17 protein-coding genes and 1 pseudogene are annotated in these 23,498 nt (G+C 61.6%); 14 read left to right on the forward strand and 4 right to left on the reverse strand.

What is annotated here, in order from left to right:
* Positions 1–21: 21 nt before the first annotated feature.
* Positions 22–2,112, reverse strand: coding sequence for a TonB-dependent receptor (locus N5D45_RS08915; protein WP_279938767.1), 2,091 nt, complete (start codon positions 2,110–2,112; stop codon positions 22–24).
* 171 nt (positions 2,113–2,283) lie between these two features.
* Here N5D45_RS08915 and N5D45_RS08920 point away from each other — a divergent pair, with 171 nt between their 5' ends.
* From N5D45_RS08920 to N5D45_RS08930, 3 genes are all read left to right on the forward strand, one after another.
* Positions 2,284–3,486 (forward strand): amino acid aminotransferase, encoded by a 1,203-nt coding sequence (locus tag N5D45_RS08920; protein ID WP_049453882.1) that lies wholly within the window; start codon positions 2,284–2,286, stop codon positions 3,484–3,486.
* A 339-nt stretch (positions 3,487–3,825) separates the two neighbouring features.
* Positions 3,826–4,842 carry a class 1 fructose-bisphosphatase gene (locus tag N5D45_RS08925; protein ID WP_014035428.1) on the forward strand — a complete coding sequence of 339 codons (1,017 nt, stop codon included), beginning with the start codon at positions 3,826–3,828 and terminating at the stop codon, positions 4,840–4,842.
* Between the two features lie 108 nt (positions 4,843–4,950).
* Positions 4,951–5,658 (forward strand): 2OG-Fe(II) oxygenase, encoded by a 708-nt coding sequence (locus tag N5D45_RS08930; protein WP_019337497.1) that lies wholly within the window; start codon positions 4,951–4,953, stop codon positions 5,656–5,658.
* A gap of 56 nt (positions 5,659–5,714) precedes the next feature.
* Here N5D45_RS08930 and N5D45_RS08935 read toward each other — a convergent pair.
* Positions 5,715–6,569: pseudogene (locus N5D45_RS08935) on the reverse strand (PA0069 family radical SAM protein); the annotation flags it as partial.
* Between the two features lie 120 nt (positions 6,570–6,689).
* Positions 6,690–7,277, reverse strand: coding sequence for a cyclin-dependent kinase inhibitor 3 family protein (locus N5D45_RS08940; RefSeq protein ID WP_279938768.1), 588 nt, complete (start codon positions 7,275–7,277; stop codon positions 6,690–6,692).
* Positions 7,278–7,675: 398 nt separating this feature from the next.
* Here N5D45_RS08940 and N5D45_RS08945 point away from each other — a divergent pair, with 398 nt between their 5' ends.
* The 11 genes from N5D45_RS08945 (at position 7,676) to N5D45_RS08995 (ending at position 21,449) form a co-directional block, all read left to right on the forward strand.
* The gene (locus N5D45_RS08945; RefSeq protein ID WP_229298500.1) at positions 7,676–8,068 is read left to right on the forward strand and encodes a hypothetical protein; all 393 of its coding nucleotides are present in this window, start codon (positions 7,676–7,678) and stop codon (positions 8,066–8,068) included.
* Positions 8,069–8,158: 90 nt separating this feature from the next.
* Positions 8,159–9,409: a TolC family protein gene (locus N5D45_RS08950; protein ID WP_279938770.1), complete on the forward strand. Its 1,251-nt coding sequence runs from the start codon at positions 8,159–8,161 to the stop codon at positions 9,407–9,409.
* Positions 9,406–10,641 carry an efflux RND transporter periplasmic adaptor subunit gene (locus N5D45_RS08955; protein WP_279938772.1) on the forward strand — a complete coding sequence of 412 codons (1,236 nt, stop codon included), beginning with the start codon at positions 9,406–9,408 and terminating at the stop codon, positions 10,639–10,641. Before N5D45_RS08950 ends, N5D45_RS08955 begins: the two co-directional genes overlap by 4 nt.
* 9 nt (positions 10,642–10,650) lie before the next feature.
* The gene (locus tag N5D45_RS08960; RefSeq protein WP_279938774.1) at positions 10,651–13,788 is read left to right on the forward strand and encodes a CusA/CzcA family heavy metal efflux RND transporter; all 3,138 of its coding nucleotides are present in this window, start codon (positions 10,651–10,653) and stop codon (positions 13,786–13,788) included.
* Entirely contained in the window at positions 13,785–14,516 is a 732-nt protein-coding gene (locus N5D45_RS08965) for a HupE/UreJ family protein (RefSeq protein WP_279938775.1), read from the forward strand. The genes N5D45_RS08960 and N5D45_RS08965 overlap by 4 nt, the downstream gene beginning before the upstream one ends.
* A 19-nt stretch (positions 14,517–14,535) precedes the next feature.
* Positions 14,536–15,174, forward strand: coding sequence for a hypothetical protein (locus tag N5D45_RS08970; RefSeq protein ID WP_279938776.1), 639 nt, complete (start codon positions 14,536–14,538; stop codon positions 15,172–15,174).
* A 39-nt stretch (positions 15,175–15,213) separates the two neighbouring features.
* Positions 15,214–15,453, forward strand: a complete 240-nt coding sequence (locus N5D45_RS08975) for a hypothetical protein (RefSeq protein ID WP_279938778.1) — start codon at positions 15,214–15,216, stop codon at positions 15,451–15,453.
* Between the two features lie 165 nt (positions 15,454–15,618).
* A complete protein-coding gene (locus N5D45_RS08980; RefSeq protein ID WP_279938779.1) occupies positions 15,619–16,953 on the forward strand; it encodes an MFS transporter in 1,335 nt (444 codons plus the stop codon).
* Between the two features lie 686 nt (positions 16,954–17,639).
* Positions 17,640–19,367: an ATP-binding protein gene (locus tag N5D45_RS08985; protein ID WP_279938780.1), complete on the forward strand. Its 1,728-nt coding sequence runs from the start codon at positions 17,640–17,642 to the stop codon at positions 19,365–19,367.
* Positions 19,357–20,778 carry a UvrD-helicase domain-containing protein gene (locus N5D45_RS08990; RefSeq protein WP_279938781.1) on the forward strand — a complete coding sequence of 474 codons (1,422 nt, stop codon included), beginning with the start codon at positions 19,357–19,359 and terminating at the stop codon, positions 20,776–20,778. Before N5D45_RS08985 ends, N5D45_RS08990 begins: the two co-directional genes overlap by 11 nt.
* A gap of 245 nt (positions 20,779–21,023) precedes the next feature.
* Positions 21,024–21,449 carry a hypothetical protein gene (locus tag N5D45_RS08995; RefSeq protein WP_279938782.1) on the forward strand — a complete coding sequence of 142 codons (426 nt, stop codon included), beginning with the start codon at positions 21,024–21,026 and terminating at the stop codon, positions 21,447–21,449.
* On the opposite strand, the gene N5D45_RS09000 is transcribed toward N5D45_RS08995, so the two are convergent.
* Positions 21,412–23,478 (reverse strand): integrase, encoded by a 2,067-nt coding sequence (locus N5D45_RS09000; RefSeq protein ID WP_279938783.1) that lies wholly within the window; start codon positions 23,476–23,478, stop codon positions 21,412–21,414. The two genes, N5D45_RS08995 and N5D45_RS09000, sit on opposite strands and share 38 nt — an antisense overlap.
* Between the last annotated feature and the right edge of the window lie 20 nt (positions 23,479–23,498).

A 23,498-nucleotide genomic window follows, 5' to 3' on the forward strand; every position in this document is an offset into this window, starting at 1 on the left:
GGCGCGCGCAGCGGTCCCGTGCTAGCGCCACGACCACTGCACACCCACGCTGGCCCGCCGTCCCGGCCCGGGCTCGTAGTAGCGGCCATTGCCATCGTTGACGATCACCGAGCCGATGTAGGCCTGGTCCAGCACGTTCTCCAGCCGCGCGAAAGCACGCAGTTCACCGCCGGGCAGGGTCCAGCGGCGTCCGCCCTCCACGTGCAACAGGGCAAAGCCCGGCGCCCGCTCGGTGGCGACGTCGTTGACCACGGTATCGCTGCTGGCCGTGGCCTCCAGTGCCCATTGCCAGTCGGCGGGACTCCACTGCAGGCGTGCGAACGCCTGCTGGCGCGGCACACCCGGCAAGCGACTGCCCGCCGCGACCACGTTGTTCGAGGTCAGGTAAGGCGAGCGCACCTGCGCCTGCAGCCAGGTCCAGGCCAACTGCAGTTCCAATTGCTCGGCCAGCGGCTGTCGGTACTGCAGTTCCAGGCCCTGGCGGCGGGTGCGGCCAATGTTGCGATAGGTGCTGCGCCCTCCGGTGTTGCTGGCAACGGCCAGCTCATCGTCGGTATCTGCACGGAACAGGCTGATATCGAGCTGGATTCCGCCCTGCGCGTGCCACTTGCTGCCAATCTCCAGATTGCGGCTGCGGGCGGCCACCAGATCCAGTGCCAATCCCGCCTGCCCGTCGGCGCGATAGCCCAGTTCGTTGAAGGTGGGGGTTTCGAAACCGCGGCCGATCGCAGCATGCAGCCGCCACTGGGGGCTGGCCTCAAAGCTGATCCCGGCCACCGGCGTGGTGGCCTGGTAGCGCCGGCGGCCACTGTCATCCGGGTTGCGGCCGATGATGTAGCGGTCGTCGGATTCGAAGCGCACGGTGCTGTGGCGCAGGCCAGCCAGCAATGACCAGCGTGGACTCCACTGCCACCACGCCTGCGCGAACTGATCGACGTTATGCACGGTGTCGATCTGGTCTCTGCGCAGGCGCCCACGTACGCCCAGCGTGCTGCCGATGAAGTTCTCGTAGCCGGTCCGATGCTGGCGCTGGCGGTCGGCGCTGAGCCCGGCCACCAGGTCCAGCGGCCGCCCGGCCAGATCGCCGTGCCAGCCCCAGCGCGCGTCCAGCCCGCCGTAGCCGGCGTCCAGATCGATCACGCCGCCGGCATGCAGCGGATTGGCCTGCGCCGTGGGCGGAATGGGCAGGAACTGGGTCACCGCGCGCTGCCCGGCGTAGCCCATCAACTGCCAGCGCTGCGCTCCCGTTTCACGGGTCCAGCGCAGGCCGGCCTGCTGCTGGCGCACCGATTTGCGGGTGTTGTACGGGTGCGCCACCGCCGTGGCCTGGCGCGGATCAGCCGCCACCTGGGCACGGGTCAGGCCCAGCGGATCCTGTGCATCGGGGGCATCGAGCGCATTGAGCAACAGCTCCAGCCGCCCACCGCCCAGCGCACCACCGATGCGTGCGTTGAGCGATTCACGGCGCGCACGGCTGTGGTCCCGCCAGCCATCGGTGCGGAGGTGATTGGCGGCGATGTTGTAGTCCAGCAGTTGGCCGGCACCCTTCAGCTGCGCGCCGACACTGAGCGTGTTGTCGGCGCCAGCGTTGAGCCGCAACCGCCACGGGTCGCCGGCCTGGCCCTGCGCGCTCCAGACCTGCAGCACGCCACCGGAGGAGTTGCCGTACAGCGCCGAGAACGGCCCGCGCAGCACGTCGATGCGCTCGGCGCCCAGCAGGCTGGCGTGTGACAGCTGGCCCTGGCCATCGGGCATGGTGGCCGGCACGCCGTCGATCAACACCCGCACCCCGCGCACACCGAAGGTCGAGCGCGCGCCGAAGCCACGGATCGACAGCTGCGTGTCCTGCGCGAAGTTCTGCCGGTCGCGCGCCAGCAGCCCCGGTACCCCGGCCAGCGCCTCGGACAGCTGCGCGCCGGTGCCCGCGCGGCTGGCATTGATCCAGACCGTATCCTGGCTGGCCGGCAGCGCGAACGGGTCGATGCCCGGCACCCGTGCGGCCTGTACCTGCACCGCAGGCAGGGCGGTGGGCGCAGGCTCGGCCGCCGCCGTCCAGGGCGACAGCAGCAGGGCAGACAGCGGCAGGCAACAGCGTCGTGCGGCGGGATTCATGATTCAGGTTGATGGATCGGGCGGCAACGCACGCCATGGTACGGGGCCGCGGATGACGATGGCGGCGGCCAGCCCCGGCAGGCTTTGTTACGATGGGCTGTTTCCGGCCGAAAAGCCGCGAACCGCGTGGCGCAATTCCTCCCCCTTTCCGTCTACCGAACGAGTACCGCCGTGTCCTTCTTTGCAAACGTGGAACTGGTCCCAGGCGACCCGATCCTGGGCCTGACCGAGGCGTACAACGCCGACAGCCGCCCGACCAAGGTCAACCTGGGTGTGGGCATCTACTACGACGAGAGCGGCCGCATTCCGCTGCTGCGCGCCGTCAAGCAGATCGAGCAGCAGCTCGCCGCTGAAGCCAAACCGCGCGGCTATCTGCCGATCGATGGCCTGCCGGCGTATACGCAGGCCACGCGTGAGCTGGTGTTCGGCAAGGACTCGCCGCTGCTGGCCGCCGGCCGCGTCACCACCGCACAGACCGTTGGTGGCAGCGGTGCGCTGCGCGTCGGCGCCGACGTGCTGAAGAAGCTGCTGCCGCACGCCACCGTTGCGCTGAGCAACCCGAGCTGGGAAAACCACCGCGCCGTGTTCAGCGCGGCCGGTTTCGAGGTGCTGGACTACACCTACTTCGACCCGACCACCCATGGGGTTGATTTCGACGGCATGCTGGCCGACCTGGGCAAGCTGGAAGCCGGCACCGTGGTGCTGCTGCATGCCTGCTGCCACAACCCCACCGGTGCCGACCTCACGGTCAGCCAGTGGAAGCAGGTCGCGCAGCTGCTGAAGGACCGCCAGCTGTTCCCCTTCATCGACATGGCCTACCAGGGCTTCGACAAGGGCATCGAACAGGACGGCGCCGCGGTGCGCATCATCGCCGAAGCAGGCATCGACAGCTTCATCGTCGCCAACTCGTACTCCAAGTCGTTCTCGCTGTACGGCGAGCGCGTGGGTGCGCTGTCGATGGTGGCGCCGACCGCCGTTGACGCCAAGGCCGTGCAGTCGCAGGTCAAGCGCGTGATCCGCACCATCTACTCCAGCCCGTCCACCCACGGTGCTGCGCTGGTGGCCGGCGTGCTGACCAACCCGGAACTGCGTGCGATGTGGGAGCAGGAGCTGACCGAGATGCGCGAGCGCATCCACGCCCTGCGCCAGGGCCTGGTCGAGAAGCTGGCTGCCGCTGGCGCACCGCAGTTCGGTTTCATCAACGAACAGGCCGGCATGTTCTCCTACTCCGGCCTGAGCCGCGAGCAGGTCGAACGCCTGCGCGACGAGTTCGGCATCTACGCCGTCGGCACCGGCCGCATCTGCGTGGCCGCGCTGAACCAGAACAATCTGGAGTACGTCGCCAAGGCCGTGGCCACCGTCGCCAAGGGCTGAAGCAACGCTCCAGTGGCTTGAAGACAAAGGCGCCGAAAGGCGCCTTTGTTTTTGCTCCTGCTTTGCCTTTGCCACACTCTCCGCGCTCGCGGCGAACCCTGAAGCGCAGGGCGAGGCACACCGTGGCCAGGACCGTGAGGCGCATGGATGCGCCGATCGAGCCCCCATGGATGGGTTTACGGCGTGTCCTGGCCACGGTGTGCCTCGCCCTGCGCCTCCATGAAGGAAGGCGCCACGAGCGCAACGCATCTGGAAACGATTACGCCTTCCCGCGCTCACGCACGGCCCCGCCATACGGGCGACAATAGGCGTTTTCCCGCTGCCGAGACTTGCCCGACCATGTCCCGTACTTCGTTGACCCGCTTCCTGATCCAGGAACAGCACGCCGGCCGCATCAATGCCGACCTGCGCCAGCTGATCGCCGTGGTCGCCCGCGCCTGCACCAGCATCTCCATCGCCGTCAGCAAGGGCGCCCTCGGTGGCGTGCTCGGCGACGCCGGTACCGGCAACGTGCAGGGCGAAGCGCAGAAGAAACTGGATGTGATCAGCAACGAGATCCTGCTTGAAGCCAACGCCTGGGGTGGCCACCTCGCCGCGTGCGCCTCCGAAGAAATGGACCACAGCCAGCCGGTGCCGGACATCTACCCGCGCGGTGATTTCCTGCTGCTGTTCGATCCCCTCGATGGCAGCTCCAACATCGACGTCAACGTCTCGGTCGGCACCATCTTCTCGGTGCTGCGCTGCCCGACCAACGTCGAGCTGCCGGGCGACGACGCCTTCCTGCAGCCGGGCAGCAAGCAGATCGCCGCCGGCTACTGCATCTACGGGCCCAGCACCCAGCTGGTGCTGACCGTCGGCCACGGTACCCACGCCTTCACCCTCGATCGCGAGAAGGGCGAGTTCGTACTGACCACCGAGAACATGCAGATCCCGGCGGCCACCCAGGAATTCGCCATCAACATGTCCAACCAGCGTCACTGGGAAGCGCCGATGCAGGCCTACGTCGGCGACCTGCTGGCGGGCAAGGAAGGCGCGCGCGGCAAGAACTTCAACATGCGCTGGATCGCCAGCATGGTGGCCGACGTGCATCGCATCCTGACCCGCGGCGGCATCTTCATCTACCCGTGGGACAAGAAGGATCCGTCCAAGGCCGGCAAGCTGCGCCTGATGTACGAAGCCAACCCGATGGGCCTGCTGGTCGAACAGGCCGGCGGTGCTGCTTGGACCGGCCGCGAGCGCATCCTCGACATCCAGCCCGACCAGCTGCACCAGCGCGTGCCGGTGTTCCTCGGTTCGCGCGAGGAAGTGGCTGAAGCCGTGCGCTACCACCACGCGCACGACGACGCACAGGGCTGACGGCCTATCGCCTGACAGCGGTCATGGCAGATCGATGACATGACCGTGGGGTGACACCGAGGGCGGCAAACGGCACCATCAAGCCGTTGCCGCCTAAGGAATGCACGCATGCACGAGCAGGGCCCGGTCGATTTCATCGAAGTCATCCACAACGCCGTCCCCAGCGAGGTCTGCGCGGCCATCGTTGAACGCCTGCGCGCCACGCGTGGCCTGCAGCCCGGTGCCGTGGGCAGTGGCGTGTTCCCGGAACTCAAGCACAGCAAGGATCTGCGTATCAGTGGCCTGGACGGCTGGCAGGATGTCGACCAGCAGCTGCAGATCGCGGTGTTCAATGGCCTGCTGACTTATCTACGCCGTTATCCACAGGCATTGATCGCCCCGCTGATGTTGCAGATCCAGGACAGCAACGGCCAACCGCGACGCCTGTCTGCCGAGGACTTCCCCGACATGCCGCCGCAGCAGCTGGCCGATCTGGCCCGCACCTGCCTGCGCCCGGGTGCGATCAACCTGCAGTGGTATGCGGCAGGCGAGGGTGGCTACCCGTACTGGCACTGCGAGCTGTACCCGAAGGATGCGCAGGCCGAGACTCTGCACCGGCACGTGCTGTGGACGCTGTACCTCAACGACGACTTTGACGAAGGCGAGACCGAGTTCCTGTTCCAGGGGCGGAAGATTGCACCTCGTACCGGCAGCCTGCTGATTGCGCCGACGGCGTTCACTCATACCCATCGTGGCAATCGCCCGCAGGGTGGGGACAAGTTCATCGCGACCAGCTGGATCCTGTTCCAGAGTGCGCAGAAGTTGTTCGGGGGGTGACGCCGAGCGGCTCGTCGGCCTCGGATGTAGAGTCGAGCCATGCTCGACGGATGGACTCAGAACAACGACCCCTGCGGCGAATCCTTCTTCGGCGGCAACGGCTTCTGGAACCGGCTGCAATCCAGCTTCGGCCAATGGCTGTTCTGCGCATTGAAACCCAGACGCTTGCGCGCCAGCTTGAAGCGGTTGTTCAACAGATCCGCATACACACCCTGGCCGCGCATGCGCGTACCGAACTGGCTGTCGTAGTCCTTGCCGCCACGCAGCTGCTGGATGGTGCTCATCACATGCGCGGCACGATCGGGATGATGGGTGTCCAGCCAGTCGCGGAACAACGGCGCCACTTCAAGCGGCAAGCGCAGCAGCACGTAACCAGCGGTACTGGCGCCAGCGTCGTGCGCAGCCTCCAGCACGGCCTCCAGCTCGCTGTCGTTGATCCATGGGATCACCGGCGCCACCATCACACCGACCGGAATGCCCGCTTCATGCAGACGCTTCATCGCGCGCAGCCGTGCATGCGGCGCCGATGCGCGCGGTTCCAGCTTTGCGGAAAGATGCGGGTCCAGCGAGGTCACCGAGAAGTGCACGCTGACCAGGTTCTCCGCCGCCAGCGGTGCGAGCAGATCGATATCGCGCTCGACCAGCGCGTTCTTGGTGATCAACGAGAACGGATGCTTCGTTTCCAGCATCACTTCGATCAGCTGGCGGGTCAGCTTGAACTTGCGTTCGATCGGCTGGTACGCATCGGTGTTGATGCCCAGCGCGATCGGCTGCGGCACGTAACCCGGCTTCGACAGCTCCTTGCGCAGCAGTTGCGGCGCATTGGTCTTGGCGAACAGCTTGGTCTCGAAATCCAGGCCCGGCGACAGGTTCAGATAGGCATGCGAGGGGCGCGCGAAGCAGTAGGAGCAGCAACACTATATGTGTTCGAGGAAAAGTGTTCAGCACTGCGTCCCCTGCGGCGGCTTCCCTACAGACTACCTGCGGAGTTCCGTCCTCTTGTATTCCAGCCCAGGGCGGTAAAGGGTAGGTTAGCGGGGCATTGCGACTACCCCCAGACTTGAGGCTCCGCGAGCAGGCCAATTCAGGATGAATTCTTCCTGCTCCGCAGTCTCCACTGCACCAGGGCGCACCGAGCGCACCTTAGCGATCGCATCGATGCCGTCTGAAGCGCAGGCCGTGTCAATGAGAAGCATCGACGCCACGGTCCCTGCTCGCCCTAGGCCTCCTTTGCAGTGCACCACGATCCTGCTTCCGGACAAGAGCTCGGCTGCGAACTGGGGTCCTGTGGATTGCCATGGCAGAAGCAGCCGCGCATCAGGAGCCGCACCATCCTTAATCGGTAGGCCGTGCCACATCAAGCCATGCGCTTTGGCACGCTCTGCCAAGGAGGTAATTCGTAGCTCTTCGAACTCCCATGGCTCAATCAACGTGATCAGATGCTGTGCTCCCCACGCGACTATCGACGCCAGATCGATATCCAAGTCTCGGGCCCAAGACCCCGTCATTGCGACGTCCTGATATTTTCCCGGCGCAAAGGTGACGCCGATCGCACCGCCATTCACGCCGATAGGCAGCGTCGCAATCTGCAGTGGATGAGAGTTACTTGTTCTGCTCACCTGCGCTCTCCGAAATCAATGGCCCTTTCGGGCGAGAAGCGAACGCTGCGCCCTTTTAACCTGAAAGTCCAACGGTGAGCCTAGTGGTACGGATATGGTCTTGCTGAATCCCATAAGCAGCGCAGAATCGCCCAACGCCTGGGAGAGGGGCCAGGCCCCATTCGACGTTGGAACGAGCCTGCAGGACGCGGTTCCAGAGAGAAGTGAGGCCCAGTTCCAGCCTCTGGCCGGCACCATCCTTACTGGGCGGCCGCTATCGGCCAGAAGCGGCAGCAGGCGCGGCGATACCTGAGGCAATGCGATCTGATCGGAGTGGGCTTAAGCGACGCCCTCCCTCGAGCGCCAAGCCATAACTGGATCAGGGGCGGGCTCCAACTCAGGGCTCTCGACAACTCAGCTTGACTGCCTCTATTCTTCCTTTCATGTCCGCCTTCTCGGCCCGCCACCGTCGACTCATCCGGTTCAGCCTTTTCGTGCTGATGCTGTTGAGCGTCGTTGTTCGGCCGATCGTGATCCAACAGGGCGAGCTCCATACTGCCGAGCACGACATCGCTGCAACGGCAGAGCACGGGCACTCACACGGTCCTGGAACTGGCGACAACGTAGATCCGAAGCATGCATCGGGCGTCCACAGCGTCCTTCACCAGGCCGATGTGAGCTTTGCCGGCATGCTGGTGTCTTCGAATCTGAACCTAGCAACTGTTCCGCCGGCATCTTTACTGCCCGGCCTGCACTCCGTCGATGAGCCCTCTGGTCATCGCGGCTCGCCATTCAGACCTCCGATCGTCTGACGACACCTGCCGCGCTGTAGCGGCCTGAGCGCGCTGTCCACCCAATGGTGGCCGGCAGCGCGTCGTCATGACCATCGTCGGAGATTTTCCGTGAAATTACGTAGTTTGTGGGCGCTCGCCATAGCCGGCGCCTACGGTGTGGCCGTGCCTGGCCATGCCGCTGAAGTGCTGCGCTTGGAGGATGTGGTCGCCCGCGCCCTCGGCACCCATCCCAGCGTCCAGGCAGACACCGCTCGACTGGAAGCTGTCAGAAGCCGTGCGGGCCGGGAGGCATTGCCTACGCCGCTCGTACTGGGCGGCGAGCTTGAAAACGTGGCTGGCTCAGGCGGCCTGAGCGGCCTAGATGCCGCCGAATCCACCTTCCGCATCTCCAAGGTTCTAGAACTGGGTGGGAAGCGGGCTGCGCGCCAAGCGCTCGGCGGCGCCGAGGTGGACGCCGCCCGAAGCGAAGCGGACGTCACCCGTATCGCTATCGCAACTTTGGCCGCAGGGCGTTTCGTCGATGTGCTGGCCGCCCAGGAGCATGTCGAGCACGCCGAAGAGCGCATCAAAATGGCCAGCGCCATGCGCCGTGAAGTGGCTCGTTGGGTGGCGGCCGCCCGCAATCCCGACTCGGACCTGAGATCCGCCGAGATCGCCCTGCTCGATGCCGAGCTGAAGCGGGAGCAGGCATTGCAGGCTCTGGAGAGCGCGCGAATGTCGCTGGCTGCCACGTGGGGGGCGCCTAGTCCGGATTTCGGCTCGGTTGCAGGGGATACCGCGGTCCTTCCCCCTCTGGATGATTTTGATGATCTGAGCCGGCGCCTCGCCACGACACCACAACAGCGCGCCTTGGACGCTCAAGCCGGAGTTATAGATGCAAGGAGGGAGATCGCCCGCGCTAGCGCCAAACCGGATGTCAGCGTTGGCCTCGGGATTCGCCGACTGGAAGCCACCAAGGACAGCGGCCTGGTGATGTCCGTCTCCGTGCCGTTGGGGAGCCGTCGGCGATCGGACTTCTCCGTGGCTGAAGCGGACTACGAACTCACCTCTCTCAAATACCGGCGCCAGGCGCAGATGTTGGAAATGCGTCAGGAGCTGTTTGGCATCTACCAACAGCTCAAGCAAGCGCAATCGGAAGTGGAGTCAGTGCGCCGGCGTCAGTTGCCAAAGGCCCAGCAGGCCTTTGATCAGAGCCGCAGGGGCTTTGAGGAAGGACGCTTCTCCTTCCTGGTACTCAGCCAGGCTCAGCAAAGGCTCTTCGATCTTCGCGAACGGGAAGTCGAAGCCGCCGCACGCTATCTCCGTCTCCTGGTCGAGGCCGACCGCCTCACCGCTTCTGCCTTGGACATTCACCCATGAACCGATACGTATTCCTGGTCCTGCTTCCAATTGCCCTCGCTGCGTGCGGTGGCAACGAATCGTCGCAACGAGCAAAGCCAGAGGACACTGCTGCGACCGCAAGCGACTATGAGCGAGGGCCGCATCGCGGTCGCATGCTTCGCGACGGCGACTTCGCCCTTGAAGTAACTGTTTACGAAACCAATACCCCGCCTCATTTCCGGCTGTATGCCTATCGTAACGACAAACCGCTGGCACCTGGAGAAGTCAAAGCGACGATACAACTCAAGCGTCTGGACGGCGAAGTCAACAGCTTCAGCTTTGTTCCAGAGAAGGACTACCTGGTCGGTAGCGGGGAGGTGGTCGAGCCGCATTCCTTTGATGTCAAAGCCGATGCGGTGGTGGGTGGAAAGAACTACGCCTGGTCATACGCCTCCTATGAAGGGCGCACCACGATAGATCCAAAAGCCGCTGCCGCCGCAGGTGTCGTGGTCGAGTCCGCCGAACCGGGGACCATCCGGGACACCGTTTCCCTCATGGGTAACGTCGCGGTCGACACCGGCCGATTTGCTGCGGTCAAGGCACGCTTCCCTGGCGTGGTCCGCAGTGTGGCGGTCGAGATGGGACAACGCGTCTCGGCTGGTCAGACGTTGGCCACAGTTGAGGGCAATGACAGCATGCGGACCTACTCCGTCACGGCACCTTTCAGCGGAGTCGTACTCGCACGCAACACGTCGGTAGGCGATGTCGCTGCCGACAACACGCTGTTTGAAATTGCCGACCTTTCGGAGGTCTGGGTGGACCTGCGAGCGCTGGGAAGCGATGCCGAGCGACTGTCGCCAGGCCAGATGGTGACCATTCGCTCGGCAACAGGCGGTTTGGAAGCAACGGGAAAGCTGCAGGGCATCCTTCCGTTGGCCAGCGCTGGCCAGGCCGTGGTGGCACGTGTGGCCCTTACCAACAGCGAGGGCAGGTGGCGACCAGGAATGGCCGTATCCGCCGAAGTCGTCATCGCGGAAACGGAGGTTCCATTAACAGTAAAGGAATCGGGCCTGCAGCGTTTTCGGGACTTCACCGTGGTATTCGCCCAAGTGGGCGACAGCTATGAGGTGCGGATGCTTGAACTGGGTAGGCGCGATGGCGATCGCGTGGAGGTACTGAAAGGGCTTAAGCCGGGAACCCGGTACGTTTCCGAGCAGAGCTACCTGATTCGTGCCGACATCGAAAAGTCCGGCGCAAGCCACGACCACTAAGGACGCACCATGCTAGAGCGAATCATTCGCGCGTCTATCGCGCACAGATGGCTTGTGCTCCTTCTGGTCCTGGCCCTCTCAGGCCTTGGGATCTGGAACTACAGCAAGCTTCCCATCGACGCCGTTCCTGACATTACCAATGTCCAGGTGCAGATCAACACCGAAGCTCCGGGCTACTCACCGCTGGAGGCCGAGCAACGGGTCACCTTCCCGGTCGAAACAGCGTTGGCCGGGTTGGCAAAGCTGGAATACACCCGTTCCATCTCACGCTACGGCCTGTCTCAGGTCACGGTCGTGTTTGAAGATGGCACGGATATCTACTTCGCCCGTCAGCAGGTTGCAGAGAGACTTCAGCAAGCGGGATCCCAATTGCCCGTGGGACTAAAGCCAAGCCTTGGACCGGTAGCGACGGGCCTGGGTGAGATCTTCATGTACACCGTGGAAGCGGAGTCCGGTGCTGAAGAGACGTGGACACCAATGGCGCTTCGTACGCTGCAGGACTGGGTGATCCGACCGCAGATGCGCCACTTGAAAGGCGTAACTGAGGTCAACACCGTCGGAGGCTATGTTCGCCAGTTTCACATCACGCCGGACCCGAAGAAGCTCCAAGCATACGGACTGACGCTGCAGGATGTGCTCGAAGCCGTGGCCCGCAGCAACGCTAACGTGGGTGCCGGCTACATCGAGAAAAGCGGTGAGCAGTACTTGGTACGCGTGCCGGGCCAAGTGGCCGACATGGCGGGTTTGCGCAAGATCGTAGTGGCTAACCGTGATGGCATGCCATTGCGTGTTGGCGATCTGGCAGAAGTTGTAGAAGGCACCGAACTTCGTACAGGCGCGGCAACCAAGGATGGCAACGAAGTGGTACTTGGTACGGCGTTCATGCTCATCGGCGAAAACAGCCGAGACGTGGCTCAGCGAACCGCGGCCAAGCTCAAGGACATCGACGCCACCCTGCCTGACGGAGTTCGGGCGCATCCTGTGTATGACAGAACCGAACTGGTGGATCGGACCATCGAGACGGTGAAGAAGAACCTTCTCGAAGGCGCCTTGCTCGTCATCGCGGTCCTCTTCCTGCTTTTGGGCAATCTTCGTGCGGCACTGATCACTGCGGCGGTCATTCCATTGACGATGCTGCTGACGATCACAGGCATGGTCCAGAATCGCGTCTCTGCGAATCTGATGAGCCTGGGCGCACTGGATTTTGGCTTGATCGTCGATGGGGCAGTCATCATCGTAGAGAACTGCCTCCGTCGCTTTGGCGAGCGGCAACACCTTCTGGGCCGCTTGTTGACTCGGGAAGAACGATTCTCCTTGGCGGCAAGTGCCAGTGCAGAGGTGATCAAGCCAAGCCTGTTCGGCCTTTTCATCATCGCGGCGGTCTACATCCCGATCTTTGCCCTCTCCGGCGTGGAAGGGAAGATGTTCCACCCGATGGCGCTTACCGTGGTCATCGCGCTTACCGGTGCCATGGCACTGTCCTTGACATTCGTGCCTGCCGCTGTGGCTCAGTTCGTAACGGGAAAGGTTTCGGAGAAGGAAACCAAGGCCATGCGTGGAGTCACTAAAGTGTATGGCCCGATGCTTGAGCGTGCCGTCAATGCACGCAAGGTAGTGGTGGCCTCTGCCGCGGTGCTCACCGTCCTGGCGGGCCTGCTTGCAAGTCGCCTCGGCACCGAGTTCATTCCGAACCTGGATGAGGGCGATATCGCCTTGCATGCGCTTCGAATTCCAGGGACCAGCTTGACCCAGGCGATCGGCATGCAACGTCAGCTGGAAGCGGCGATCAAACAGTTCCCCGAGGTAGATGAAGTCGTCGCAAAGATCGGCACTGCCGAGGTGGCCACCGATCCCATGCCCCCCTCCGTAGCCGACACCTTCATCATGCTCAAAGATCGGGACCAATGGCCGGATCCGCGCAAGCCGAAGGCACAGCTTGTTGCCGAGCTCGAGAAAGTGGTTCGCGCCATTCCTGGCAACAACTATGAGTTCACCCAGCCGGTGCAAATGCGGATGAACGAGCTCATTGCGGGCGTTCGGGCTGAGGTTGCTGTCAAGCTGTACGGCGACGACCTGGAGCAACTGGCAACCATCGGCAGTCAGGTAGAGAACGTTGCCAGTGAGATCCAAGGAGCGGCCGACGTGAAACTTGAGCAGATCACCGGTCTGCCATTGATGACGATCACGCCCGACCTCGATGCACTTGCACGATACGGCGTAGCCATTGACGACGTGCAGAAGACCATCTCGGTAGCGCTAGGAGGTGAATCGGTTGGCCAGGTGTTCGAAGGCGATCGCCGCTTCGATATCGTGGTTCGTCTGCCGGAGAACCTTCGCCAGGACGTCCGGACACTGGCGTCACTACCTGTGGCCGTCGCGCCCGGGGTGAGCACAGGCCAAGAGCGCAGCTTCGTGCCGCTGGGCCAGTTGGCCAAGGTCGAGATCGCGCCTGGTCCAAACCAGATCAGCCGTGAGAATGGTAAACGCAGGGTCGTGATCACAAGCAATGTGCGCGGGCGCGACTTAGGGTCCTTTGTCGAGGAGTTGCGCACCAAGGTCGGACAGGAGGTCCAGCTGCCGGAAGGGTACTGGATCGAGTACGGCGGCACGTTTGAGCAGTTGATCTCGGCAAGCAAGCGGCTATCCGTCGTCGTGCCAGTGGTTCTGGTGATGATCTTCGGATTGTTGTTCATGGCATTCGGCTCAGGGAAGGACGCTGCGATCGTATTCAGTGGCGTGCCGCTTGCACTGACCGGGGGCGTGGTGGCGCTGTGGCTTCGCGACATCCCCATGTCCATCTCCGCAGGTGTGGGCTTCATCGCTCTTTCGGGCGTTGCCGTGCTCAATGGCCTGGTAATGATCAGCTTCATCAAGAACCTGCGGGAAGAGGGCGTCCCCCTGCACAAGGCTGTCACCGAAGGTGCTCTTACCCGCCTCCGGCCGGTGCTGATGACAGCCTTGGTGGCGAGTCTGGGCTTCCTTCCTATGGCCCTGAACGTCGGTGCTGGCGCGGAAGTTCAGCGCCCGCTCGCCACTGTGGTTATCGGCGGAATCATCTCTTCAACGCTGCTGACACTTCTCGTGCTGCCGGCGCTGTATCGATTGGTTCACCGCGAAGATTCTGTTCTGGAAAGTCACTCCTCATGAACCACCCATCCCCTTTCCGCACAAGGAACTTGTCTTTGACTTCTTCCAACAAGCTATTTGCTTGGCTTTCGATGCTTGCCGCAGTACTCCTGCCGTTTGCGGCGTTCGCGCACGGTGTAAGCGAGGGAGACCAGGCCTTCCTTGAAGAAAGCACCGGTAGGCAGCTGATCGCGTTTACCTACCTTGGCGCCAAGCACATGGTGACTGGATACGACCACCTTCTATTCCTGTTCGGGGTGATCTTCTTCCTATACCGCATGCGGGACGTGAGCATCTACGTCACCTTATTTGCCATTGGCCACAGCACGACGCTGCTGCTCGGCGTGCTCGGCGGCCTTCACGTCGACGCCTATCTGGTCGACGCGATCATCGGTCTCTCGGTGGTCTACAAGGCCTTGGACAACATGGGCGCGTTCAAGCGGTGGTTCGGCGTGGAACCCAACACCAAGATTGCGGTCCTTGTCTTCGGCTTCTTCCACGGCTTCGGCCTGGCCACGAAGCTCCAGGACTTCTCGCTATCGCCGGACGGGCTGGTCCCCAACATGCTTGCGTTCAACGTGGGCGTCGAGCTCGGCCAACTTCTGGCGCTTGCCGGCATCCTGATCGTGATGGGCTTCTGGCGTCGGCTGCCTTCCTTCAGCCGCCAAGCCTACGGCGTGAACACCATCTTGATGACCGCCGGCTTCGTGCTCATCGGCATGCAGCTCACCGGCTACTTCGCTTCCTGATTTCTGACCGAGACCCATTATGTCAATCACTATCAATCAACCACTTCCCACGACTGGCCGCCTGCTGAAGTCGACCCTTGTCGCTGCCGCCATTGCCGGCGCGCTTCTCGTTACGGCCGTTCTGCCGGCGGAGTACGGCATTGATCCCACCGGGATCGGCCGAGCGCTGGGCCTGACTGCCCTGGCAGACGGCGGAAGCACCGCCGCAGACCCGGCCACGCCGACGTCCTCGACAGCATCGGACGCAGCGACCACCTTGGCGGAAAAGGCCGCGGCTGCGTTCGGGGCGAACAAGGGGCAATCGCTTGATCCAGCTGCGGTATCGCTCACCAACGGTGAGCTTCGCCAGGACGCGATAACGATCACGCTGGAGCCGGGGAAAGGCAAAGAGGTCAAATCCCACATGGCTGCTGGCGCGGGAATGCTGTTCAGCTGGAAGGCGACCGGTGATGTAGCAGTCGATATGCATGGTGAGCGGCCCGACGTGAAAGGTGCATGGACCAGCTACGCCGTCGAAGGTGCGCAGCGGGAGGCGCACGGCACCTTCGTCGCGCCATTTGAAGGAACTCATGGGTGGTACTGGCAGAACCGAGGCGACAAGCCGGTGACCGTGAGCATCGAACTTGTGGGCTACCAAGCCGACATCTATCAGCCGTAACACCCGGCACTTCGCCGATCCAACCCGAGGAGAAACAACATGAAAACTCATAGCGCAGTAATTGCCGGCCTGCTTCTCAGCATGTCCCTTTTCACCACGGCATCCGCCCATGATCCTGCCCTCCATGCCGATCCGGCTCCCCCGGCTGCTCCCAAGGCCAAGCCGACAACTTGCGAACAGCTTGCCGACCGTTCGAAGTACAAGGTGGACCTCAATGATGCCCAGACCAAGGCGCTGAAGGAACGTTGCGACGCACAGGCAGCTCCGAAGAAGAAGTAAATCCACTCGGATTTAGCCAACGACCCTGCCATTCCGGCGGGGTCGTCACCTCGACCCGAACAGTGGTGGGCGTACACTCCGCCTGTCTGCCGCCTTTGCCCTGAATCCGGGCAGAAGGGCGCACACGGGTTGGTGCCGTCAGAACGTTGCTACCAGGACAATCCCATGCTCGAAGTACTGAGTCACCAGGCGTTTCGGCGCCTGTTTGGTGCGCAAATAGTCGCCCTGGTCGGAACCGGCTTGGCGACTGTCGCCCTTGCCCTCCTGGCCTACGACCTCGCCGGTAGCCAAGCGGGAGCGGTGTTGGGCACCGCGCTGGCGATCAAGATGGTCGTGTACGTGACTTTGGCGCCCGTTTCAGGAGCGTTGGTCCCGGCACGGCTGCGCAAGCGGGTGCTGATCGCACTCGATCTGGTTCGTGCCGTTGTGGCGGTCTGCCTGCCCTTCGTCACCGAGATCTGGCAGGTGTATGTCCTCATCGCTGTGCTGCAGTCGGCATCGGCATGTTTCACGCCGCTATTTCAATCCACCATCCCCGAAATTCTTCAAGAAGAGCGCGATTACACCCGCGCGCTCTCACTTTCCCGATTGGCATATGACCTTGAAAGCCTGCTGAGCCCGGCGCTTGCTGCCGCACTGCTGACGATCATCAGCTTCCACGGGCTGTTCGCTGGTACCTCGGTAGGTTTCATCCTCTCGGCGCTGCTGGTCGCGTCCACCACCTTCCCGGCCCTCGCTGCGGTCTCTTCCAAGGACGGTCCCTATGCCCGAGCCATCCGTGGAATGCGAATCTACCTCCGCACACCGCGATTGCAGGGCCTGCTCGCGTTGAACCTCTGCGCCGCAGCCGGCGGCGCGATGGTATTCGTCAATACGGTGGTTATGGTCCGCACCATTCTGGGCGGGGCGGAGGAACAGGTTGCATGGGCGCTGGCGGCCTTCGGAGGCGGGTCCATGCTGGTCGCACTTCTTCTTCCGAAGGTTCTCGACCGCATTTCGGACAGGGCAGTAATGTTGGCTGCAGGACTGTTCATGTCAGTTGTCCTGGTCACCTTCCTTGGCGTCTGGTTTGCCCTGAAGGGACATCCCGGGTGGACGGCGGTCATTCCGGCCTGGACGCTGCTGGGCATGGCGTATGCCGGCTTGGTTACCCCCGGCGGGCGTCTGCTGCGGCGTTCGGCTGAGTCCGCCGATCTACCATTCCTCTTCGCTGCCCAATTTTCCCTATCGCATGTTTGCTGGTTGATCGCCTATCCACTGGCCGGCTGGGTTGGTGCGCGCTACGGCCTGCATGTTGCCTTGGCCGCCTTGGGGATTCTGGCCGCACTCGGTTTGGTCGCCGCGTGGCGCAGATGGCCGGCGCACGATCCAGAGGAGATAGCGCATAAGCACGAACATCTTGCTGAGGACGACCCGCACCTCTTGGCACACCGAGACGTGGATGGCACGCACCGTCACCGGTTTGTCATCGATCAACTTCACACACGCTGGCCAGGCTGACCAAGGCGCCAGGCGGGCGGCGAGCACGGGGCTACCTACTTGCGAGTTTGGTCGCAGACGTACAAGTCCATGTCGACGTCATATCGACACGCGCGCCCACATTCGTAAGATCCCACTTCCTGCGCCCCTGGCAGTGGAGGGCTATCTCTCAGGGCGGCTATTGCAGCCGCTTGGCAATGCTCGAAGGTCTCGTAATCGCCATAAACAGCGTGACGGACTTCCTGAGTGGATGCGCCGCGCGGATAGACAAAGGCAGTCCAGCGCCCCTGGGACCCGCCGCAAGAAACCGCGACTATGGCGACGCCGACGGTTAAGGTTGTCCGACCGATGTCCATGGCCGAATCCTAGCACCGCCGTGCGCAGGGCGGACACGAGCTCAAGCCTATTCAGCTTCGCGAACCAATTTCCTTCGCTCAGGGAAGTCCGCTGTCGGCGATGAACGGACCTCCGTCGCCTGCAGCCGGGCAGGTGACCACGGAAGAAGCGACCTGGAACCGCTCTTTCAGTGTTGCCGCGCTACAGGTTGGGGAAGTTCGCGAAGCGGCTCGGCTTGGCAACAAGTTCCACCAATGAGCCAATGACTGGCAGAACGCTTTAGAGCTAGGATTGCCTCAGGGGCGTAGTAGGAGTTGGTGTCAGTCTGCGTCCTACACAGACCGTTGACCAAGCCTCTTACAGGACGCCCCATGCCTCGAATTCGCCGTTTGGCCATTCGGAACTTTCGATCCATCAAGGCGCTTGACTGGTCGCCCGCCCCGGGCATCAACTGTTTGATTGGTCCTGGCGATAGTGGCAAGTCCACCATCCTCGATGCCATCGACCTGTGCCTGGGTGCTCGACGAAGCATTTCCTTCGGCGACATGGACTTCTTTGACCTCGATGTTTCAGAGCCCATTCGTATTGCCGTGACGTTCGGGGAACTGCCGGCATCGCTGATGGACATTGATGTCTATGGGGACTTCTTGCGAGGGTTCGATGCGGTATTTGACACCCTGGAAGACGAACCCGCCGCGGGGTTGGAGACAGTGCTTACGCTGCTGCTTCAAGTCGGGGCGGACCTTGAGCCCAGCTGGACGCTGGTTTCCGATAGGTCGCTTCAACAAGGCTTGGAACGAAGCCTGCCTTGGAAAGAACGCATCGCGTTGGCTCCGGCACGCATCGGCAGCTTTACAAGCTCTAACTTATCTTGGAGCCGCGGGTCGGTGCTCAACCGGCTAACAGACGAACGCGCAGAATTGGGAGCCCAGCTCGCTCTCGCAGCGCGTCAGGCACGCGCCAACTTTGGCGCTCAAGCATCGCCCCACCTGAGTCAGACACTCGGAATCGTCCGGACAACTGCTCAGAGCCTTGGAGTTGACGTCGGATCGATGCCGCAGGCCTTACTCGACTCGCACTCCGTGTCCATCGGCGAAGGCGCCATCGCGCTTCACAGCGAGGCAGGCATCCCCCTTCGGTCCCTTGGTACGGGTTCTTCTCGACTCTTGGTGACGGGACTTCAACGGGCCGCGGCGGAGTCAGCGCCGATTGCCTTGGTGGATGAGGTGGAATATGGGTTAGAGCCCCATCGGCTCATGCGGCTGCTGGATTCTTTGGGAGCCAAGGAGACGCCCCCGCCTCTCCAAGCGTTTCTTACAACACACTCCCCTGTGGCACTTCGTGAGCTTTCAGGTGAACAGCTGCTTGTAGTTCGGCCACGACCGGCTGGCCATGTCGTCATTTCCGCTGGCTCAACTGACGAAATTCAAAGCACGCTGCGCACTGACCCGGAAGCATTCTTGGCGAAGTCTGTGATTGTGTGCGAGGGTGCAAGCGAGGTGGGGTTTGTGCGTGGCCTCGATCTATGGGGAGTAGCCAGCAAAGAGCCATCATTTTTGGCTTTAGGTGGTGCATACGTCAATGCAGGCGGGGGCACTCCGGACAATGCTTTTGCCCGTGCGACTGCGCTTATGAAGCTGGGTTACCGAGTCCTCGTCTTCATCGACGCTGACAAGCCCGCCGCGCCAGGTGTTGCAGAGGCATATCTTCAATCAGGTGGCAGCCTTGTGACTTGGCGGGCAGGAATGACGTTGGAGGACGAGCTGTTCCTCTGCCTTCCCGACACATCGATTGATGCCCTTCTGCTAAAGGCTAAAGAACGTGTTGGCGAAGATCTTATGAACCAACAGCTGGTTGCCAAATCGAACGGTCTAACAAGCTTGGCGTCCATCGAAGCAGTGAGGCCGAAGTCGCCCTATCCGCCGGACATTCGCGTACTGCTTGGCGAGGTCTCGCGCACCAAAAAGAACAGCTGGTTCAAGTCGCTTACGACTTACCAGTCAATCGTCCTGGATATCGTCTCTCGGGGCTACGCAAATGCGGACGCCAGCTTTAAGGCAGTAGTAGACCAACTCTGGGCCTTTACCCGTGCCGCCTGAAATCGATCTGCTAGCTATCCAACGCGGATCGATCACCGCCCCAGCAGGATGCGGCAAAACCCAGCTGATTGCCGACGCGCTGGCATCCCACTCTGGGGACAGGCCGGTCCTTGTTCTGACTCACACAAATGCTGGCGTCACCGCGTTGAGGACACGCTTGAAACGCGCGGGGGTGCCCAGCTCTGCCTATCGGCTGTCGACGATTGATGGATTCGCTATGCGTCTCATCGCCAAGTTCCCGACGCGCAGTGGCCATCATCCCGAACTCTTGGAGCTCAACAACGCGAGTAGCGACTATCCCGCGATCCGTGAATCAGTCCGAAGACTCTTGGAGTCGGGGCATATCGCTCAACCCATCGCAGCCACCTACGCCCGGCTGTTGGTTGACGAGTATCAGGATTGCAGCACCGTCCAACACTCCATCGTGTCCGCCCTCGCTGCCCTTTTGCCCACTTGCGTCCTCGGAGACCCTTTACAGGCCGTCTTCGGATTTGGCGGAAATCGGCTGGTTCACTGGGAACAGGACGTTCAATCATCCTTCCCAGCCGCGGGTAGCCTTCGAACTCCTTGGCGCTGGCAAATTGCAGGTAACGAAGAGTTGGGCCAGTGGCTGCTCTCCCAAAGGCATGCTCTTACGGCCGGCCTACCCATTGATCTGACTACGGCTCCGTCATCCGTTCGTTGGATCCAGCTGGTTGCCGGTAGTGAGGTGCAGCAAAGATTGACTGCGGCACGAACCAACGCGCCTGGTAGCCAAGGAACGGTTCTGGTAATTGGCGAGTCCATGAATGTTCAAGGCCGCCACCAACTCACCAGCCAAACGCCTGGGGCAATGGCAGTAGAAGCCGTGGACATGCGAGACCTCATCAATTTCGCCAGGCAATTCAATCTTCAGGCTCCTAGTGCGCTGCAAGACTTGGCCACCTTTTCCGCTCTCATGATGACGGGCGTCGGCACACCGAATCTAGTGACGCGTGTCGGCACCATTCGTAGAGGGAGAGCCAGGACGCCTCCAACTCCTGTAGAAGCCGAGGCAGTCGCCTTTGAGTCCGCGCGCACCATGGCGCGCGCCTTGCGTCTGGTGGACGCTTTGGCCGAACAGACAGGCACTCGGGTCTATCGGCCCGAGATTCTGCACTGCTGTCGATCAGCCATGCGAAGCGTTATCCATGGAGAGCAAGATCTATTAGGAGCCGCGCTTCAAGCCCGCGAGCGAAATCGTCACCTCAGCCGTCCCATTCCGCGCAGAGCTGTCGGCAGCACTCTCCTGCTGAAAGGTCTCGAGGCAGACATTGCCGTGGTCCTCTATCCGGAGAGCATGAGCGTGCAGAACCTCTATGTAGCCCTCACGCGTGGTGCGAAAGGGCTGGTGATCTGCTCCAGCATCCCAACGCTGACCCCGACCCCATAGCCCTTACCCAACCATTCTGCGCCCTATCAGGCACGAAGCTTTGCGGCGCTTCATCATTGCGATGGTCACGGTAGACCTTGTCCCAAAGTCGTTGCTGAACATATGGGTCTGAAGAAGAGTGACTCTCGCTGTGCAGCTGTTGCGTCAGGATTGATTCCAAGGTTCTCCTTGTTCCACCTAGATGATTGAGCGGCGAAGGTGGCGTAGGCTATCTACTGACTAACGACGCGTCGGCGGACAGCAGAATGAGCAGACCCAACTCAGTAGAGGACAAGGCATTGGCCGCTCTTGACCGCCTGGTGAAGCGACGCCCGACCAATGAACTGCTGAAGGCAAAGATGGCCGCAGGTCATCGGATCATCACGCCTACCTCGGTCGCGGCCGAGGCAGGGGTAAATAGGGGAAGCTTTGGATCAAGGCACGCTCGACTTGGGCACGTCTGGCTTAAAATTCAGGAGCTGGCTGAAGAGGAGAAGCGAGGCTCAGTGGCTGAAGAGCTCGCCAGGATTAAGGCTGAGAATGCAAGGTTGAAGGCTCTGCTTTACAAGACCAACATTCACAACGCATCTCTCCAACTCGCAGTGTCCCGGCTTCAGAGGCAAAGTACCAAGAGAGCCGATGGAGCAAATGTCGTCAACTTTCGCCGGAACGATCGGAAGCGTCCCCGGTAGCGTTGGATATCATCCTCAGCACTGCTCGACTCTGAACAACACGGCTCATAGCAATCTTGGAAGACTGATACCCAGAGTTGGTCCGCTCCATCTGGACAATGGCCTGATTTTTCAGAAGGCGATCCTCCCAAAAGTCCTTGTGCTCTGGCAGGATGATGCAGGACTTGCACCCCGCGCACAGCCCGGGCGACCGTAGGCCGAAGTTCGGCGAGGCGCGAACAGTGAGGAGGCTTGCTTGTGGGTTGCAGCTGGAACGGTCAGGCAACATATCAATCAGGCAACTTGCGTAGGTCCCTGTCCATATCCGTAGGTCGGTAAGTTTCACGTATGCCACGGCCTTATCGATCATCGTCTCTCCGTCCATCTCGGACAGTGCCTCGGTCATTGATTCGGCATGCTGCATGAGAAGCCGCTGCGCCGGTCCACCTCCGATCGGCCTGCCAAGGGTGATTTGAACGAGGAACCGAGAAGTCTCCATGACTCTCTCTCCTTCCAAGTTCTCGAGCAGAGCCGCATCGTTTCCAATGTACCCTTGATCCGTGATCTGCTCACTCATGTGACGGAAGTGCGTCCGTAGCGCTGGCATTAGTTCCGGCTTGGATCGGAACACATAGTGCGCAAAGGTGATCCTCCATCGCTGCGGGCGCAGGTATCTCACCTCGTACACAGCTTGCGTCGTTTCGATGCCACGCTTCTTCGTGAGGGCTTCGACGGCAAACTCACGTTGCAGCAGAGAATTTCTGGAGGCTGTCATTCGGCCGATCCCATCGGGACCTGATGGAAGGGACTTGGCGTGGGAGAAGCTGAGCATCAGTGACTTAGTGCCCGATAGAGCTCGCCAAGGCTCCATTAGCCGCACCAGCACTTCGATGGATTTCAATACGATCGGCAGGTGATTCGTGCCCAACGGGCGCAGTCCGGCAGTCCACTCATGGCGAGTCGCTTCCCTTTTGGCGGAAATACCACAGATGGAGAACACCTCCATTAGTCCGTCTAGCGACGTCACTGACTTGACCACACCGTGCTGTAGCGTCGGATCGTGGTCCAGGGAGAGGCCGATCAGCTCATGAGCTCGAATCCCGGTGCATCCCTGCAGCAAGACACTGCATGCGCTTTGAGTCATCAGTATTAGGCGTCTTAGGCCCTGAGTTCCGCTAATCTCGCGCTCGTCACCAGCGTCATCAATCCGATCTCTGGTGGCCAATGGCTCATGCCAGGGTTTTAGTGTCCCTGGGATCGGACTCATCTGGAACTCCTCGATGTGCCGTTTGATCTGACGAAAACAGGCGATTCGTCTTGGTCCCGTGGCACTTCTTGCGTCGATCAGCATCGGGATGACCTCAGCCTGAAGTCTGATCACATCCTCCGAGCCGTACTCAATCCATTCACATGCGTAGGAAAGGATCGGTACCGAGATCTCGTCCGGGACAGGCATCAATCCACCCGTTCGAGCGAGCCCGAGCGGCTCTGTCACGACGTCGTAGGTCCTTCTTCCGTCAAAGGGCGCTTCGCACGGTGCTTGCCCGCCTCTAGCGCGCAATCTGTCCGCCATCTCGTAGATCTGTGTAAGTGGATGGATGAGTTTGTAGGCGGTCGCATGCGTCCACGCCCTGTCTCGACCGGCATCACTTCGGGCCGTCATGTACTGCTCTTCGAGACCTTCGACGTAGTCCCAGCTCATCGCCGTGGTGATATCGAAGAGGGAGTGGATCTCCCGCTCTCCCATGAACTTCACCAGCTCCCTCATGCCCATGTAAGTGCCAGGGATAGACCCAACCGTCATACGTACGGTGTCCTCGATGATGGCGGTCTTGAGGTAACACTTCAGCTCAGCTAGCAGTCCTCTGTGTTTCTGGTCTGTGAGCAATTCCCCACGCGCCATCGGGATTGCCCAGTCAACTGTGACGAACTCCTTCTGTTGGCCGACCGTGGTCTGGGCAAAGGTCCAGACATCACTGTCATGGTCCACTTGGAATGAAGGATGCAGATTCTCTGCCTGTGCTTTTTCGAACTTTCTTACTGCGGGCATGGCCTTCTCTCTAGAATGGA

It is taken from the genome of Stenotrophomonas sp. GD03819, from assembly GCF_029841665.1.
Lineage (GTDB): Bacteria > Pseudomonadota > Gammaproteobacteria > Xanthomonadales > Xanthomonadaceae > Stenotrophomonas > Stenotrophomonas geniculata.

What these genes read in the sequence shown, in the direction of transcription:
- N5D45_RS08915 (WP_279938767.1), bottom strand. Translation starts at nt 2,112, where the DNA reads ATGAATCCCGCCGCACGACGCTGTTGCCTGCCGCTGTCTGCCCTGCTG.
- N5D45_RS08925 (WP_014035428.1), top strand. Translation starts at nt 3,826, where the DNA reads ATGTCCCGTACTTCGTTGACCCGCTTCCTGATCCAGGAACAGCACGCC.
- N5D45_RS08930 (WP_019337497.1), top strand. Translation starts at nt 4,951, where the DNA reads ATGCACGAGCAGGGCCCGGTCGATTTCATCGAAGTCATCCACAACGCC.
- N5D45_RS08955 (WP_279938772.1), top strand. Translation starts at nt 9,406, where the DNA reads ATGAACCGATACGTATTCCTGGTCCTGCTTCCAATTGCCCTCGCTGCG.
- N5D45_RS08960 (WP_279938774.1), top strand. Translation starts at nt 10,651, where the DNA reads ATGCTAGAGCGAATCATTCGCGCGTCTATCGCGCACAGATGGCTTGTG.
- N5D45_RS08965 (WP_279938775.1), top strand. Translation starts at nt 13,785, where the DNA reads ATGAACCACCCATCCCCTTTCCGCACAAGGAACTTGTCTTTGACTTCT.
- N5D45_RS08970 (WP_279938776.1), top strand. Translation starts at nt 14,536, where the DNA reads ATGTCAATCACTATCAATCAACCACTTCCCACGACTGGCCGCCTGCTG.
- N5D45_RS08975 (WP_279938778.1), top strand. Translation starts at nt 15,214, where the DNA reads ATGAAAACTCATAGCGCAGTAATTGCCGGCCTGCTTCTCAGCATGTCC.
- N5D45_RS08980 (WP_279938779.1), top strand. Translation starts at nt 15,619, where the DNA reads ATGCTCGAAGTACTGAGTCACCAGGCGTTTCGGCGCCTGTTTGGTGCG.
- N5D45_RS08985 (WP_279938780.1), top strand. Translation starts at nt 17,640, where the DNA reads ATGCCTCGAATTCGCCGTTTGGCCATTCGGAACTTTCGATCCATCAAG.
- N5D45_RS08995 (WP_279938782.1), top strand. Translation starts at nt 21,024, where the DNA reads ATGAGCAGACCCAACTCAGTAGAGGACAAGGCATTGGCCGCTCTTGAC.
- N5D45_RS09000 (WP_279938783.1), bottom strand. Translation starts at nt 23,478, where the DNA reads ATGCCCGCAGTAAGAAAGTTCGAAAAAGCACAGGCAGAGAATCTGCAT.